Origin of the sequence: Proteus sp. FME41 (assembly GCF_014897315.1) — a bacterium.
Taxonomy (GTDB): Bacteria; Pseudomonadota; Gammaproteobacteria; order Enterobacterales; family Enterobacteriaceae; genus Proteus.
The window spans coordinates 181,451-197,821 of sequence record NZ_JABUYL010000002.1; the positions used below are offsets into that span (position 1 = coordinate 181,451).

The 16,371-nt window shown below is 32.1% G+C and carries 17 protein-coding genes; 8 read left to right on the forward strand and 9 right to left on the reverse strand.

All coding sequences use genetic code 11. The features are described from left to right. Positions 1–350: 350 nt before the first annotated feature. Positions 351–1,901 (forward strand): methyl-accepting chemotaxis protein, encoded by a 1,551-nt coding sequence (locus tag INT04_RS03355; RefSeq protein WP_193014740.1) that lies wholly within the window; start codon positions 351–353, stop codon positions 1,899–1,901. Between the two features lie 424 nt (positions 1,902–2,325). Here the strand turns inward: INT04_RS03355 and INT04_RS03360 are convergent, their stop codons facing one another. From INT04_RS03360 to INT04_RS03370, 3 genes are all read right to left on the reverse strand, one after another. Further along, positions 2,326–2,529 carry a hypothetical protein gene (locus INT04_RS03360; protein WP_193014741.1) on the reverse strand — a complete coding sequence of 68 codons (204 nt, stop codon included), beginning with the start codon at positions 2,527–2,529 and terminating at the stop codon, positions 2,326–2,328. A 332-nt stretch (positions 2,530–2,861) separates the two neighbouring features. Then, on the reverse strand, positions 2,862–3,071 hold the full coding sequence (locus tag INT04_RS03365; RefSeq protein ID WP_193014742.1) for a sigma-S stabilization anti-adapter protein IraP: 210 nt from the start codon (positions 3,069–3,071) through the stop codon (positions 2,862–2,864). Between the two features lie 531 nt (positions 3,072–3,602). Beyond that, positions 3,603–4,151, reverse strand: a complete 549-nt coding sequence (locus INT04_RS03370; protein ID WP_193014743.1) for an NADPH-dependent FMN reductase — start codon at positions 4,149–4,151, stop codon at positions 3,603–3,605. A 438-nt stretch (positions 4,152–4,589) separates the two neighbouring features. On the opposite strand from INT04_RS03370, the gene INT04_RS03375 reads away from it, so the two are divergent. After that, on the forward strand, positions 4,590–5,087 hold the full coding sequence (locus tag INT04_RS03375; protein ID WP_226893947.1) for a hypothetical protein: 498 nt from the start codon (positions 4,590–4,592) through the stop codon (positions 5,085–5,087). Positions 5,088–5,092: 5 nt separating this feature from the next. Continuing rightward, a complete protein-coding gene (locus tag INT04_RS03380; RefSeq protein WP_193014745.1) occupies positions 5,093–7,909 on the forward strand; it encodes a sugar transporter in 2,817 nt (938 codons plus the stop codon). A 58-nt stretch (positions 7,910–7,967) separates the two neighbouring features. On the opposite strand, the gene INT04_RS03385 is transcribed toward INT04_RS03380, so the two are convergent. Both INT04_RS03385 and INT04_RS03390 read right to left on the reverse strand, forming a co-directional pair. After that, the gene (locus INT04_RS03385) at positions 7,968–8,828 is read right to left on the reverse strand and encodes a T3SS regulon anti-activator ExsD domain-containing protein (protein ID WP_319022955.1); all 861 of its coding nucleotides are present in this window, start codon (positions 8,826–8,828) and stop codon (positions 7,968–7,970) included. 84 nt (positions 8,829–8,912) lie between these two features. After that, entirely contained in the window at positions 8,913–9,749 is an 837-nt protein-coding gene (locus INT04_RS03390; protein WP_193014747.1) for a helix-turn-helix transcriptional regulator, read from the reverse strand. Between the two features lie 1,193 nt (positions 9,750–10,942). Here INT04_RS03390 and INT04_RS03395 point away from each other — a divergent pair. Together INT04_RS03395 and INT04_RS03400 are read left to right on the forward strand one after the other, a co-directional pair. Continuing rightward, positions 10,943–11,458, forward strand: coding sequence for a bactofilin family protein (locus tag INT04_RS03395; protein WP_226893948.1), 516 nt, complete (start codon positions 10,943–10,945; stop codon positions 11,456–11,458). Between the two features lie 80 nt (positions 11,459–11,538). Further along, on the forward strand, positions 11,539–12,096 hold the full coding sequence (locus INT04_RS03400; RefSeq protein WP_193014749.1) for a GNAT family N-acetyltransferase: 558 nt from the start codon (positions 11,539–11,541) through the stop codon (positions 12,094–12,096). On the opposite strand, the gene INT04_RS03405 is transcribed toward INT04_RS03400, so the two are convergent. Further along, complete coding sequence (locus tag INT04_RS03405; RefSeq protein ID WP_193014750.1) at positions 12,074–12,424, reverse strand: nitrous oxide-stimulated promoter family protein; 351 nt, start codon at positions 12,422–12,424, stop codon at positions 12,074–12,076. The two genes, INT04_RS03400 and INT04_RS03405, sit on opposite strands and share 23 nt — an antisense overlap. Positions 12,425–12,603: 179 nt before the next feature. Here INT04_RS03405 and INT04_RS03410 point away from each other — a divergent pair, with 179 nt between their 5' ends. Continuing rightward, the gene (locus tag INT04_RS03410; RefSeq protein ID WP_193014751.1) at positions 12,604–12,849 is read left to right on the forward strand and encodes a DinI-like family protein; all 246 of its coding nucleotides are present in this window, start codon (positions 12,604–12,606) and stop codon (positions 12,847–12,849) included. 120 nt (positions 12,850–12,969) lie between these two features. Here INT04_RS03410 and INT04_RS03415 read toward each other — a convergent pair whose 3' ends face one another. Then, entirely contained in the window at positions 12,970–13,209 is a 240-nt protein-coding gene (locus tag INT04_RS03415; protein WP_193014752.1) for a YecH family metal-binding protein, read from the reverse strand. 117 nt (positions 13,210–13,326) lie between these two features. After that, positions 13,327–13,536: a DUF465 domain-containing protein gene (locus INT04_RS03420; protein ID WP_193014753.1), complete on the reverse strand. Its 210-nt coding sequence runs from the start codon at positions 13,534–13,536 to the stop codon at positions 13,327–13,329. Between the two features lie 252 nt (positions 13,537–13,788). Here INT04_RS03420 and eco point away from each other — a divergent pair, with 252 nt between their 5' ends. Further along, positions 13,789–14,280: a serine protease inhibitor ecotin gene (eco, locus tag INT04_RS03425; protein WP_264298596.1), complete on the forward strand. Its 492-nt coding sequence runs from the start codon at positions 13,789–13,791 to the stop codon at positions 14,278–14,280. 124 nt (positions 14,281–14,404) lie between these two features. Here the strand turns inward: eco and INT04_RS03430 are convergent, their stop codons facing one another. Beyond that, the gene (locus INT04_RS03430) at positions 14,405–14,842 is read right to left on the reverse strand and encodes a universal stress protein (protein WP_193014755.1); all 438 of its coding nucleotides are present in this window, start codon (positions 14,840–14,842) and stop codon (positions 14,405–14,407) included. Positions 14,843–15,379: 537 nt separating this feature from the next. On the opposite strand from INT04_RS03430, the gene INT04_RS03435 reads away from it, so the two are divergent. After that, positions 15,380–16,297 carry a cation diffusion facilitator family transporter gene (locus INT04_RS03435; RefSeq protein ID WP_193014756.1) on the forward strand — a complete coding sequence of 306 codons (918 nt, stop codon included), beginning with the start codon at positions 15,380–15,382 and terminating at the stop codon, positions 16,295–16,297. Positions 16,298–16,371 lie beyond the last annotated feature (74 nt).

Below are 16,371 nucleotides of genomic sequence, written 5' to 3' on the forward strand. Positions count from 1 at the left end.
TGTTATTGCTTGAGGTGATTTTTTATTTAATTGATTAATTTAAGAATATTCCAAAGCCTCTTTTTCCCTCAAATTATCTTTTTATTTCTTTAACACTCCTTATTTATCATCTAAGTCACTAAATTCGTAATTAATTGATTTTATAGTTATTTGTATTTTTTATATCAAATTATAAAAAATGATAGATAAGTAACACTTTTGCTTCTCTCAACTAACTCTTTTTATGTATAGAAAATAAAAAATCAATTTATAAAAAACTTTAGTAAAAAATTAAAATAAATTGAAAAAGTGTCGATAAGAGTACATTACGCCCTATTGGGATTACTTTATCTTGTTAGTTGAGAAATTAGATGCTGAAACTTCGTAACGTTACTATTCGTCTGATGATGTTAGTCATACTAGGCGCTTTATGTGTGATATTTGGTGGTGTGAGCCTTTATAGCGCATGGTCGCTATCAAAAATATCTGAAGGTAATCGAGCTGATAATCAAATAATAAAGCAAATGGCCGCGCTCAGTCAGGGAAATGATCAGTATTTTAGATTTACTTCGCGCTTAAATCGAATTGTAGAACAAAAAGCAGAAGGTAAAGATGTTGATTTTACCCAGGCTCAAACGGCGATGGAAAATATGGAAAAACAGATGGCTTATATGAAATCTGTATCTCCAGGCCCTATGGATGAAAAAGTCTCACAAGAGTTAATGGCAGTATGGCAGGCACTTTTTGAACAAGGTGTTAAACCACAAATGGAGCTAGCATTAAATGGCACTATTGAACAATATGAACACCATGCGAAAAATGTGACACCCGCACTCAGTCGAGAACTTGGAAATGTAAGTGAAAATTTCAATACTGCCGCTAATATAAAAATCGACAGTACGATAGTCGAAGTTGATGAGCTTATTGAAGTGACCCAAATTGTGATTATTATTAGCGTAATTTTAGGGAGTATTATTCTTATACTGACCGATCGTTACTTAGTGGTGATGTTACAAAGACCATTAGAAAATATTCGCCAACATTTTGTAAAGATTACGGAAGGTGATCTAAGCCAACCCTTAGCCCCTTTTGGGGAAAACTGTGCGGGTCGATTAATACCGCTATTAAATGCTATGCAAAATAGCTTACATGATGCCGTAAGCACAATACGTATGGGCAGTGACAGTATTTATAGAGGCGCATCTGAAATTGCAAAAGGAAATAATGATTTAGCCTCTCGTACCGAAGAACAAGCCACTGCATTAGAGCAAACAGCAGCAAGTATGGAAGAGATAACAGCCGCGGTTAATCAAAATATGGAGCATGCTTATCAAGCAAGAGAGTTGGCAGAAATTGCATCCATGACAGTCGAAAAAGGAAATACACTTGCAGAGACAGTTGTGACAACCATGGAAGGTATTTCAGATAGTTCGAGTAAAATTGCTGATATCATTAATGTTATTAATAATATTGCATTTCAAACCAATATACTCGCACTCAATGCATCAGTAGAAGCTGCGAGGGCTGGCACCCATGGTCGTGGTTTTATGGTGGTTGCCAATGAGGTACGTAATTTAGCTGGAGATAGTGCAAAAGCGGCTAAAGAGATTGAAGTGCTTATTGCTGACTCAACAACACGTGTAAGAAAAGGCGCTAATTTAGTCAACGATATGGAAAAAACGATGGAAGAGATCCTGACGGGGGTTAAACAGGTGACATCGATAATGAAAGAAATCACTATTGCCTCTGAAGAGCAAAGTAAAGGCATTGGCCAAGTAAGTGTTGCGATTACCCAAATGGATGGTGTCACACAGCAAAATGCCTCTTTAGTTGAACAGGTTTCAGCGGCGGCTGTTTCATTAGAAAGACAAACAGAAGAATTACAATTATCAGTACAAAAATTTAATCTTGCACACTATTAATACAGCGATAAAGCCATAAAAAATGTGTCTAAGGTGGTAAGTTTTTACTCGTTAGGCGCATCAGAAATATTAAATTATTACTTATTACTATTTCTTTACTTTAATATTGGTTTGATTTAAAAACAACAATATAAGTTTGAACATTATCATTGATTGAGTATTACGTAGGTAGGGAGTGATACAATAATTTGTTTTTATAGTAATAATAAATAGCATTTTCTATCTTAAATATTCAAAATATAAGAAAGAAATTTACATTTCTCTTATGTTGATAAAAATAATCATACTTTTAATTTGTTAAAATCAATCAATCATTGATTGTGTTTTTTAATGTTATCGTTAAATATAATGAATGGCGCTAATATAAGTTATCTCAAAATCATTAATTATAAAGAGCGTCGTTGGTGAATATAGCGCCAAATTTTTAGAGCAATTTTTTGATATATTGTTCTGTTTTGTTTATGACATCTTGATAATGAGGATGTGCAATATAGGCATTTTTAACCGTTTTATTTATATCTTCAATTGCGATTTCTTTTTGTTTATCTGTTAACGTTAATAACAGTGCTTTCATAACAACTTTTAATGCCGCAACTTCGTATTCTATATTAACAACTTTTTTTTCCATACCATCCTCAAAAAATATGCGCTACATGACTGTGTAAGTGATTATTTTTTATAATAATTAATTATTTAGATAAATCCAAGGAAAATATAAAAAGACAAGAGGTCAGCGGTTTTTATCTTTTCATTATAACGTAATAAAAAAGCATCTGTATTTAAGAAATAGCGGGTGAGAATATAAAGAATTTGGCTTAGTTCTGTATTTATGATGATAATAAGAATGTGTTAAAGATAAATCGAAAGGAAAAATTATATCAAAATATAAATAGGATGCTGACAGCACCCTATAAGATATTGGGATGATAAAAATAAAGAGTATAACTGATACTGCTATCGCTAAGCTTGGATGAGTTTTTTTACATATTGTTCTGTAAGATTAATAACCTCGTTTAGCTGAGGATATTTACTTGATGTATCCTCAATAACTAAAGAGATATTACCTAACATATCGCGTCGCTGCTTATCACTTAGCGTGGAAAGTAAAGATTTGATAACAATTTTTAGCGCCGCGATTTCGCATTCAATTTCTTTTAAATTTTTATCCATGATTTACCTGCCAGTACTTAATGGATGAATAATATAGGTAATTTTTTTGTTTATCACAATTATAGAAGTATATTATTTAGAGATATATCGCACATTATGTCTAGTCTTTTAACTTAATATAAATTATTAAAAATAATTATCAAATAATAAATTTTATATGTAAAAAAAGATTGAGATTTATTGATAATCTCGATATTTAGGGTAAAGTCATTAAATAGCCATTCTTGATCTTATGGCGGATTTTTTTATTTTCATGAAATTTGCTTATATAATAGGCGTGTTTATTCTGATAATAGAAAATAAGTCTTTTTATGACGATCCATTTAGGTCTATTTAAAATGGGTGAGATTAAAAAATAAACAATATGTATTTTATTTATAAAGAATAAAGTATTAAAGAAATTAACATTAATTATATTATTGATTAAAAATAAACAGATCAGGGCGTGAAAAAACGCATAAAGTATTTTTAGAGATAAATAAAAGTGATAAAAAAAGAGCAATGTATTAAAACAAAGCTCTTTTGAGTCAGTTATTTGTTATTGTGTTTTACAAAAGCGACATAGGCATCAACCCAGTTTTGCATAAAGTGAGTTGTTTTCTCTGAAAAATGTTCAGCTTCAACCATTCCGTCATACCATTTTAGATAGCATTCAGGCTGGTTTAAGGTTGGCATATTTAAGAAAGATAATGAGTTACGAAGATGCTGTTGTGCAATCGCAGTACTAATATTCCCTGTTGAAACGCCAATAATACCTGCAGGGATCTTATCCCAAGCATTTGTTCCATAAGGACGTGATGCTTGGTCTAGTGCATTTTTAAGTACTCCGGGTATAGAACGATTATATTCAGGCGTAACAAAGATAATTCCTTGGCACTCTTTTATTTGCTGTTTGAAATGGGTAACAACAGAGGGAGTATTATTGTCATCATCTTGGTTATAGAGAGGAAGAGTACTAATATCGAGAAATTGAAAAGTAAATTCTTGAGAAAATAGCTTAGTTAGTGCATGTGCTGTTTGTTTATTATACGAATCTCGTCTTAAACTTCCGACAACAATGCCGATTTTAAAATGACTCATCTTAGTTCTCCTATTTTTAAGGATAAAATGAACATCAATTACGTTATCTGATATTCATTTTTTGATTTTATCTTAGTATTAAAAAACAACAACAAAATATAAGACCACTTTTTACACGTAAACGACGTAAATAAATGATAAAATTAGTATTATTATTTTTATTATTATCTGGTATTATTTTGTTAATATAAAAAACATCCAGTTTATAAGACAATATTTTGACTAAATAAATCCGATATTCAAAATTTGATACCTTTAGTGTGACGTATGTTGTGTTTTAAGAAAAAATAAACGAATGATAGGTGCTCTCATTGCAACCTTGAGGGTTAGTCTATTTATTTAGTATGCAGTAGGTAATAGAAAATTATAATAAAATGGCTTAAAATGCGACAACTCATATGCTCTATATTTAAGTCTGATCGGGATTAAGGAAAAATGATGTCCTTATTACAAAATAAAAAGAATGTCCTCGCTGCTTTTATGGTAACCAGCGTTCTCGCTTTATCGGGATGTGTTTGGACTGATCAAACGCGCCCAGTTGAGACTCCAGCGCCTATGCCAGCACAAACTACACAACCAGTAGCGACAGCTCTACCAGTAGCAACAGCACAACCTCTTTCTAGTATGGCATCAGCAGAGCCTGCTGATAGTGGTGTAGATGCACGAAAATTAGGACTGGCTCCCCAAAGCGCCTGTATAAAACAACTTGATTCTTTAAAAACTTTTTCCCCATCTGACTATCAATCTATGATGAGTTCTTTTAAAGAAATTAGTGAAATCAATGCGATGTACCGTAGTGTTCAAGGTACAGCAAGTAAAGACAGTTTAGATTTACTTAAAATGAGTATTGAATCAAAAACAGAAGTTTTGTGTGCAAAAGTTCGCTATTTGTCGATTATGTCAGTTAATTCGACACTGAAAAAACTAGGTGAATAATTACTATGAAATTAAAGCAGAGTGTTTGTCTCGCTTTTATGCTGTTTCCAACACTGTCGTTTGCCAATAATGAGTTTAATTCTGTTATTGAAGATTTTGACCGTTATTTTGAAACACAAGAGCCAATTAAAATTGAGCCTAAAACATCTGCTACAATTTCATCGTCAACGAGAACCGGCCAGGTAAATCGTGGAGTAAATCGGACCACCACTGCAACTCAGCAAACAAAACCAGAGCAACGAGTTAATCCTTCTATACCCGCTAAAACAGATAATCAGGCAGTCGAACCAATTAAGACGCCTGATATCACACTAGCAGAAAATTGCCCTGTATTGCCGGCTGATTATTCTAAATTGAAGAGTGATTACACACGTTATTTAACACCATTGCTTTCGTTTATTCCAATTGAGCCTCAATTTACACCTGAAGACCTCAATCGATATCAATACAGAAATAATGCGGTAATTTATAATCCATTAGCGCTTTATTCAAAAGAAAGTTATTCAAAACCTCAACGTAATGATAATTTCTTGCTAGATATGATCCCTGGCACATTTTATTCTGTGACTGCAATTCCTTTCCATTTTGCTTATCAGTTTAATCGTTCTGTGCTTGATCATAAGCAGCCTCTTTTTAATAAAACGTTGCTAAACCGTTTAGCCGATACAAGAAAAAAATATCAAATTCTTTACCAGCAATATAATGAACAAGCGACAGCATTGAAGGATCATTCAGAAAAACTTCAAAATGCGAATAGCCAAATAAAACAATTGGAATTAGCTCTTGCTGAAACCGAAGAGAAATTATTGACGGCAAATAATTTGCTTAATGATGACACATTGAAGCAATCAATTGCCAAATTACAAAATGAGATAGAAACAGCCAAAAAAGAGCGTGATTTATTAGTCCAACAGTTAGCTGAAAAAGAAGACGTATTACAGGCAGCTATAGTAAAAAATACAGAACTGACTAAGCAACAGCAGAATTTTGAAAAGCAAACAGTAACACTTAAAGACTTAGAAGCTAAGTTTGCTCAGCTTGAACAAGAAAAAGAAAAATTACAGTCTCAATATGTACAAGCTCAAGCATTATTAAAAGATAATACTGCGAAAAAAGAGATAGACACATTACAACGCTCACTTGATAACGTAAAAGCTGAGCAAGAGACGTTAATTAATCAGTTGAATGAAAAACAAACATTGCTGACTAAAATTGAACAAGAAAAAGAAAATATACAAACTCAATACGTGCAAGCTCAACAACAACTAAATGCAAATAGTGAGCAAAAAGAGCAAGAGTTAACTAAGTTAGAAACAACAAAAAACAAAGAAATAGCAACATTAGAAAAATCATTATTAACAGTAACGAATGAGCAAGAGAAATTAAATAAACAGCTTGCTGATGTACAAAGTCAACTAACGACGATTAAAAAAGAAAAAGAAGATGTGCAAACGCAATTTGTACAAGCACAGCTATTATTAAAAGATGATACCGCAAAGAAAGAGATAGAAAAGCTACAAAGTACATTATTAAAAATCACATCAGAACGTGAAGATTTATCAAAAGAGCTGGCATTAAAAGTTGCAGAAGCGGAAAAGCAACAAGATACGAACGACAAGCTTGTGAATAGTCAGCAGCAAGAAATAGCACAACTAAAAACACAAGTTGAAAACAGTAATCAGGAACAAACGCAACTCAATAAATCGTTATTAGCGGTTCAACAGCAAAAAGAACAAACTGACGAAAAACTAAAAGCAATCCCTGAATTAAAACTACAATTAGACAATAAAATTACTGAATTAGCTGATCTGAAAAAAGGCTTATCTTCAGGTGAAAAGGCAATTGATAATTTAATCGCAGATAAAAATAATTTAATTACTAAATTAGAAAAAGCACAAAATGAATTATCAGCAAAGTATCAAACATTAGATACACAATTTAAAGAGAACAATATTGCATTAGCACAATTAACGGTAAGTAAAACAGAAAGAGAAAAAGCCTCTGCCTTATTAGAAAAACAACTTACTGAAAAACAGAATGCAGCAGATAAATTAAGTGCTGAATTGGCAGAAATGAAAACGCAATTAGAAAATCAAAAGAGAGACAGTACTCAACAAATTAGTGCATTAAAGCAACAACAAACAGAATCTATTGCGCAATCTAAACAGCAAGAAAATACGTTATCTAATACTCAAAAAGAGATCAATGAAATAACCAAGCAGCTTGAGGCTCAACGTGTATTAACTAAAACCTTAGAAGATAAAGGTTCCCAATTAAATGAGCAGATTAAAGCAAAAGATGCCGAGCTAGCTAAAGTTAATACAGAAACAAGTAATGTTTTAAAAGAGAATAAAACGCTAAAAGAACAGCTTGAGAAAATAGCGGGTGAAGGGCAGATGATTGCAGGGCAACTTGCTTATGCCTATTCAATTATTGGTAAAGATAACGCTCAACGTAACAAATCTATTTTATCTGAGATACAAAAACAAAATTATACTCAATATGATGATAATACCTATTTTAAAATTTTAAAACAGGGTACTCCAGTAGAGTCGATTGCAGGAAAAACTGTTGTGTTTACAATGCACGAAGAGCTGACGGATGGAACGGTGACGCTGAATTATGATAAGGCTAAGCCACTTATCTTACCTTATCGTCAATTACCACTGCCATTGAATACCTTTGTTGCAAAAGCCGGTATTAATGGTAAAGCTAAAATTTATATAAAACCGGGTGGTGGTTATGGAAAAAATGGTGTACCCGGTCAAGTGCCGCCAGAATCAATGTCTATCGTAACCATTGAAATTTTAGATGTTAAATAATGTCTGAAATAGTAATATTGGCTCTTCTTTTTCTATTATAAGAAGAGCTAATTTTTATTTATTTCCATAAAAAAATATCATTTTTTAAGCAAAGTTTCCTTTCTAATAACCACTCTTTTAATTTTTGACAGTTTTCAGGGTTTTGAGAAATACTGTTTAATATCTCCCATAAAGGTTTTATGAATTCAGAGTATGGCGTTACACTTTGAATGTAATTTGACGTGTTATTAATTTCAATATTAAAAATAGGTTCATTTTTCCAATTATTTAAGAGTAACTGGATATCTTTTTGTAATAAGTCATTAATAACAGTTAATTTAACTTTATCTGAATTAAGCTTGATATCGATATCATCTAAAGATAAAAAAGAGTCACTTTTATTTGATAGTTGTTTCTCTTCGAATGATTTAATATTTTCACATTGCTTAATTTGAAATTCCAGTTCTCTTTTTGTGTTATAAAGTATAAATAGTTGAGGGGTAATATGCTGAACCCACCAAATAAAAATTGGCTTTATTACAGCTTGAATTAAGCGCATATGTTCATTGATGTTGATAGTTGCTTTTAATGCCTTATCCCAATCCATAGGCGTAAAAATAGAATGAGGCTCTTGCATATGGAAAAGATGAGCGAACTTAATAACATCACGAATTTCTTCTCGGGTAATAGCCACAACGCAGTGTTTTTTTCGTAAAAACCACGTGGATTGTAATAAACTATCAATGTTTTCACGACATAAAACACGTGAAAGTATGGCTATTTGTCGTTCATTAATTTTATTTTCATTAAAAAATAAAGAAAACTGAAGATTAAATAAGTCATCTACAGTTTTCTTATCTTCACCGGCCATCATTTTTTTTAGTAACTCTAAATAGTCATAATAATGGGGCTGGAGGTTACATTTATTTTCTTTTATCACGATATACGACTCACTCATAGGAATAAATTTTAAGTATTCTAACTATGAATGGCTGTTAGATATTATGATAATCAGTCGGATTTTTTATAATTTTAACTTGAGATTTCTCGCTTTGCTTGGCGTCATGTTAAAACGACGATGATAGCTTTGTGTAAAGTATGATTGGCTTGAAAAGCCTGACTCCATTGAAATATCAACAATGCTCATTTCTGTGGTTAACAGTAATTGATGCGCATAAATAATTCTTCTTTCACAGATCCATGTTCTTGGCGAAGTGCCATAAACATGGTTAAAAAGCTCTTTAAATGTTGTTAATCCCATACCAAATTCACGTGCAAATTGTTTAAGCTTCCAATTCTTTAAATGATTTTTTTCCATAAATATTTTCAGACGATCAACTTGGCGATGACTGAGTTGGCGCAACAATGCCATTAAATCTGAACCTTGTTCAGATGAAAGCAAAAGAATTAAAAGTTCTTCAATCCGTAATTTGGTAAACGCTTCAGGACAAGATTGAGCAGTAAGATAATCAAAACCATTACTACAAAAATGGATAAGAGGTGCGTTTTTAAAACAAATAAAAGCACTAGAGAAGTCTTCATCTCTTTCTATTTCACTCAGAATATCGTTATATTTTGATGTGAAATTACGTAAAAAATCATCAGAAAGGGGGATGCAAATAATATCAGCAGGTTCTGCACCTTGAGTTTTTATGGTGTAATTACCTTGTTGTAAAAAAAGAATTTGATCTTGATTGGCAGTAATTGTATCCGTACAATTTTGTAATATAAGCGCATTTTTTCGAATAATAAAGAGCGCTTTTTGTTCATTTTCTAATATTTGATATTGTTGATAAAAATAAGATCTTTTTTGAATAGCATAATCACTTTGATTATTCTTGTCGCATTGTATTGTATTCATTTTTCGCCCAAAAAAATTATTATATAAGTATCACTGTATTTTTATAACGCTAAATATAAAAGTCTCTATAAAAACACTTCTTTATTATTGAAATGCTATTAGAATTAAAAAGAAGAATGTTTTCTTTAATTTGATGTGGTTTTTTTTTAGATATTAGACATTGTATTTTCTATTGATTATTTAAGATAAGTCATTTTGTTAATTTAATGACATTCTTAATAAATTGCAAAAAGAAATTAAATAGAGCGGTTTTTTTATCTGAATGAATAAAGAAAGGTAAGTATATTTATGTAATCAATAATTTACAGTTAATCCTATTTCATATAAAAATCATAAATAACATAACATTATGAATATTATCATGCCTTTACAGTGTAAAGTTATGATGTTCATGTTTCGAATACACAGATGAGTCATTATCTATTGGTTGTAATAAATTTGAAAATTAAATGTTATTTTTTTATTAAAATTAATTAAGTTATTAAAAAAACTTAAAGAATAAAACTGAAAAAAGAAATTAATTTCAATTGATATATTAATGATGGTAATTATAGTTTAAATATTCATAACAATTTTAAAGGAAGTATAAAATATATTTTTAACAAAAACTAAACGTATAAATTATCTCTGAGTTTATTTTTTTTCTTGTTTTTTTATATTTATTTTTTTTGTGACAAATCTCTCGTATTTATTTATTAAAAAATATATTTATTTTAAATGGTTATGTGAATATTTTTGAATGATATTTTTTTAAAAAATAATATAAATAGGAAACATGCATTTATGGCGGAAAAAAACAGCTAAATAAGTTTGTAAATTTTACAATTTATCTACATTAGAAATAAACCATGGCATAAAATATCTCTTTATGTCATTTAATTAAATTTAGCCTAAGGGTCAAATCAATAAACTAAAAGGTAATAATAGGCTTATTACTGTGATTATGTTTGCTACTAATTTATTAAGATGGTGAATGCATAAGTGTATTTATTGTCAGGGAGGTAGAAATATAGCTAATTATGGATAATAAGCGAGCACTGCGAAATACTATATTTAGTGGGGTATGGATAATTTGGTCTCTTGCATTAATCGCCTTTTGGCGTTCTAAAATAGCAGGGGAGTTTTTGATTATCCTTATCCTAATTTTTAGCATTATTATTTATTCCATGACGCTGAGGTTAAAAAAAACCGCTATGTTTAGTCGTAAAACTGAAACACCAAAGGCTGTTGAGCCTGTTACACCTGCCATAACAGAAGAGAAAAAACCGATGCCAGAGCAGAAACTGTATACTATTATTGCGAAAGGAACGGCATTCCAAGGTGATATTAATGTAGATGGTGATATCCAAATTTGGGGAAAAGTGACGGGTAATATTAATGTCAAAGATGGCGTTATTCGTGTGATGCATGCAGGGCAAGTTGAAGGTGAATTAACCGCACCAGATATTATCATTGACGGTTTTGTTAATGGAATTTGTGCTGCAAATAATCTCGATATTTTAGAACACGGTGAATTACGTGGTACTAGTCGTTGTGGAAGTATGTCTATTAAGCGCGGTGGTACTTTTACAGGGCAATCTGAACAAGTGGAACATCAAGCAAAATCTGTTGCTCAACAACGTGTAGTTTCAATAAAAGAAAGTGCTAACGTAAATAAAGATAAAGTGACTGCACCAGTAGAAGCTCAACTAAAAGAAAACAAAAAATAAAATACTATTTTTCTTTTCAATGCTCTTTATTTATCCTATTTTGTCGAGATTATCTTAGTGTTATATAAAAGAGAATAACGATGAATTTAGAGACTCCCAGACTACACTTACGAGAATGGCGTGATAGTGATAAGGCGCCATTTTTTTCTGAAGTTAATGCATCCCCAGAAGTAATGCGTTATTTTCCCTCCCCTTTATCTCAGTTAGAAAGTGATAATATGGTTGAGGTTATCCGTGAAAAATTTATTCAGCAAAATGGATGGGGAATGTGGGCGGTTGAAATAAAAGAGACTCAAGAGTTTATTGGTTTTGTTGGGTTAAATATTCCAGCAGCACCTTTGCCTTTTAATCCCTGCGTAGAAATTGGTTGGCGGGTTGCAAAAAAGTTTTGGCGAAAAGGTTATACCTATGAAGCGGCTTTAGCTGTATTTAAATTTGCTTTTGAGACGCTGGAGTTAGAGGAAGTTGTTGCTTTCACCGCAGTTTCAAACCTCCCATCTCAAGGTGTAATGCAAAAACTGGGTATGCATCAATCTGATAATTTCTTTCATCCCGCATTAGATAAAACACATCCTCTAGCTGAGCATGTTTTATATCGCTTGAAGAAATCTGATTTTACTTTTCAGTCGAACGAGTAGTGCGTTTTTTTTCAGGAAGTGGTGGAACAGGTTTCTTATCATCAATAAGATGGCGCACAGCTAAAATAGGATGATAAATTAACATTCTTGGACCTGCCCAACGCATAATTTGTTTCATTGTTTCTCTTTTTGCGGGTTGATAGCAATGTAGAGGGCACTGTTTGCAGGCGGGTTTGTCTTCACCGTAGCGACATTTATCTAATCGATTATAGGCATACTCGATTAATTGTTGATAATAATCCGAGTTAGCTTCAGGATGTGAACGCGCATAAAGATCAACCATTTTCAGAATGGTTTTTTTCTCACGATTAATTCTATTTCCTGACATATCCTTCTCTCTTAGTAATATGTTGCATTTATTATGCATCTTACCATTAAGGCTATAGAGACGCTAAAGAATCATTTAATGCCTAATAATGAAAAAATTTAGTAAAAAGACTTTTCTTTTTTCTTAGAATATAATACTGTATTTATATACAGTTTATTTGCCTTTAAATGGTGAAACCAATGCGTGTGGAAATTTTATTTAATAAACAATCTAAGATAACTGACTCATTATTTCCGCTCTTAGAACACGAACTGAGAAAAAAGATCACGCCAGAATATCCAGACATGCAGTTTCGTATTGCCTTTAGTAGCATGAGTTCTATTCAAGTCACGGGCATAAAAGATGAAACTAAGCATGAACATATTATGGAACTTATTCAAAGTGTTTGGGAAGATGATGTCTGGTTACAAACAGACGATGAATAAAGCACAATAATAGCGTAATCACGATTGCCAGAAATAATGGGTTTTGACGTGTTTAATATAAAAAAATCCATTACATAGAAAAGGAAGTCACTGGCAATCGAGTTTTAAACTGTACATTTATTAATGGCGGCAAATCTTATTTTCACTTGTTGTAAATCCCCCCTCAGCAGGAATAAATTTACCTTTCCTTTCTAAGAAATCAACTAATTCAGTCGCTGTCATATTTTCAGCTGAGCAAGTATGAAAATGTGAGTCATTACCAAATTTTTGATGAATAGCATCAATAAGTGATGCCTTAGTAAATGCAGTATCTGAAGAAAGGATCATTTCTAAAACTTCATGGCCATGAATCGATGACATTTTGAGCCCCTAAAAAATAAAAGATACATTAATTATGCATCTTTATAAGGAGGCATCTTTGTTTTTAATCATAAAAAGCGATGACATTTATCATCGCTTTAAAAAGATAGCTATTTTTTAACTTCGTTGAAGTATTTTTTGCATTTCATCTTTAAGATGAAGTTTTTCTTTTTTTAGTTTGACCACTTCATCGTTATAGCCTGCTCCATTAGGGCCTTCTAATTTCGCAATTTCTTGATTAAGTCGATGATGCTTATCGTAGAGTGCTTGAAAACGAGGATCACTGTTTCTTAGTTGAGAAACAAGGGATTGTTGATCTGAGAACATATAACCTCCTATGAAAAGAAATTGGGTCTCTATTTCAGTATAATCATAGATAGCTTATCTGCACGGTGATGTATCACAAATTTACATTTCATGAAAAAACGTGATTTTTCTTTTTAAAACATTCAGAATTATCCACTCATAGTGCTATTTACTAAGATGTTAGCATTCAGACACTAAAAATATTAGTATTCAGATAACGAGCAATAAAAATATCTGGCTAATTTTGTTAACGGCGAAGTGTTCGCTGTAAAAATGGAGAGAGTGATGAACAAAGTAATATTATCTTTAGTAGCAGCAATGTCTTTATCTGCATGTGCACAAGCTACCGACAGTTTAGATAAAGTTGCACCTTATCCTAAGGCTCAAGAAAATCAAGTTCGTCATGTAATCGAGTTAGAGAAAAAAGATAATGAAAGCAATTACCAAGTTGAATTAATTATTGGTAAAGAACTTAAAGTAGATTGTAACCGCCAGTGGTTTGGTGCAGATCTTGATGAAAAGAATTTAGAAGGTTGGGGTTATAACTATTATGTTGTTGGTGATTTAAATGGCCCAATGTCAACAATGATGGGTTGTGCTGATAATACGAAAAAAGACGCCTTTGTTCAGGCAAATATAGGGGCAGATGCCTTCATTCGTTATAACAGCAAATTACCTATTGTTGTTTATGCACCAAAAGATGTTGATGTGAAATACCGTATTTGGTCTGCGGCTGATACTGTTCAAGATTCAGTTAAAAAATAACAATTGGGATATTCAGTGAACTAAAATACGTGTTTTAGGTTTATTGATATCCAGTAAGTTTGATACATTAAAAAAGCCCTTTATTATTGATACAAAGGGCTTTTTTTATTCGTTAAGGTAAGAATTAACGTATAACTAAAACTGACATTTTTGCATGACGCACAATGGATGATGCTGTTGAACCTAATAAGTAAGATGAAACATTAGGACGATGTGAAGCAATTGCAATTAAATCAGCATCAATATGACGTGCATATTCTAAAATTTCATCTTTTGCATTACCTACGCCTACATTACACACAATTTGCTCATCAGGAATTTTTGCATCTTTAATCATGTCTTGTAGTGCAATAAAAGCCAGGCGTGTACGTTCTGCTGAATCTTTGAATTTTTCAGGAATAGCAGCAAATTCGATACCAAAGAAAAGTTCAGCATTAGGAATAACGGTGAGGAAGTGGATCTCAGGTTTGCCCACCTTTGCAATTTGTTCAATGTGAGCGATCAGTTCCTGCGAAAGTTCATCTTCTAAAATATCAATGGGAACTAGAATTTTCTTATACATTACAAACCTCACTTAGCGTTAGTTTAAAATATTTACTATTATCGCCTAACAGTAAAAAATAGCTGTGATCTGTGTTTTAAATAAGAGTGAGAATGATTATTTACTGCCTTGCATGATTAATCATAAAAAAGTAAAAACGTACTGAAACAATATTATAAATATAATAAAAATAAGTTATACACCTTAACTTATTGACAGAAAAGCGATAAATATCTTTATTATTAAAAATAGATTTCTTTAAATGTGATTAAAAGTAGAAAATGCATAAAAGAATGATTATCAATTATATTATTGTTCTGTATCTATAAGATTTTATTGATAAAAATAAGAGACATAAAGCGTTAGTTATGGCATATTAATAGACAATGACATCTCAATAATGATGTCTGGACAGCAATCTTAGTCCCTAAACTGGATTGTTATTCAGAGTCGTCCTTTATCCTCACCAATGAGTTATGGAACCTGAAATAACCTATGGAACTCTATTTATCTATTATAACTAGAGTAGGCTATTTAAAACCAAATAAGATTATTATTATGACACATAATCACATTGATGATATTGAGTTGGATCTGACTGATAATATACAGTTAGAAAAGTTTAAAGCAGCTAAAAAAAGTACGCTTGTGAGTGTTTTTGTGAATATCGTTTTATCTATTTGGCAAATTACTGTGGGCTTTTTTTCGCATTCTCAAGGTTTAATTGCTGATGGTATTCACTCACTTTCTGATTTGATTGCTGACTTTGTTGTCTTAATTGCGAATAAAGGTAGCCAGAAACGACCGGATGCCGATCACCCTTATGGTCATTTTCGTTATGAAAATGCAGCATCACTTATCTTGGGCACTATTTTATTAATTGTTGGCTTAGGAATGGTGGTTTCTGCCATACATAAAATAGTAGAACCCTCCACTATTCCTGAAGTCCATAGCATTGCTTTGTATGTTGCTTTATTAGCACTTGCCGCTAAAGAAGGGCTATTTCGTTATATGCTTGGTGTGGCGAAAAAAGTGGACTCTAATATGTTAGTCGCTAATGCTTGGCATGCGCGCTCTGATGCTGCGTCTTCACTGGTTGTGGCAATTGGTATTATCGGAAGCCTAGCCGGATTTAAATTCTTTGACCCTCTTGCTGCGTTAATCGTGGGCTTATTTGTAGGTCGTATGGGATGGCGTTTTACATATCAAGCCCTACAAGATTTGATGGACAGAGGGGCGGATGAAGATACACTTGAAGAAATTAAACAATGCTTGATTTCAACCCCTGGTGTACAAGGTGTTCATGATTTAAAAACCCGTCGTGCTGGTGATTATTTATTAGTAGATGTGCATCTTGAAATAAAAGGGGAACTCACTGTTAATGAAAGTCATGCGATTGTAGTCAGTGCGCGTAATCATGTTTTACAACACAATAAACAGATATTAAGTGTGATGGCACACGTTGATCCTGCATAAATCATATTGTGTATTTATTAACGAAAAAAGGTAATGATAGATTTTCATTACCTTTTTTATGTTCGGCACTGATT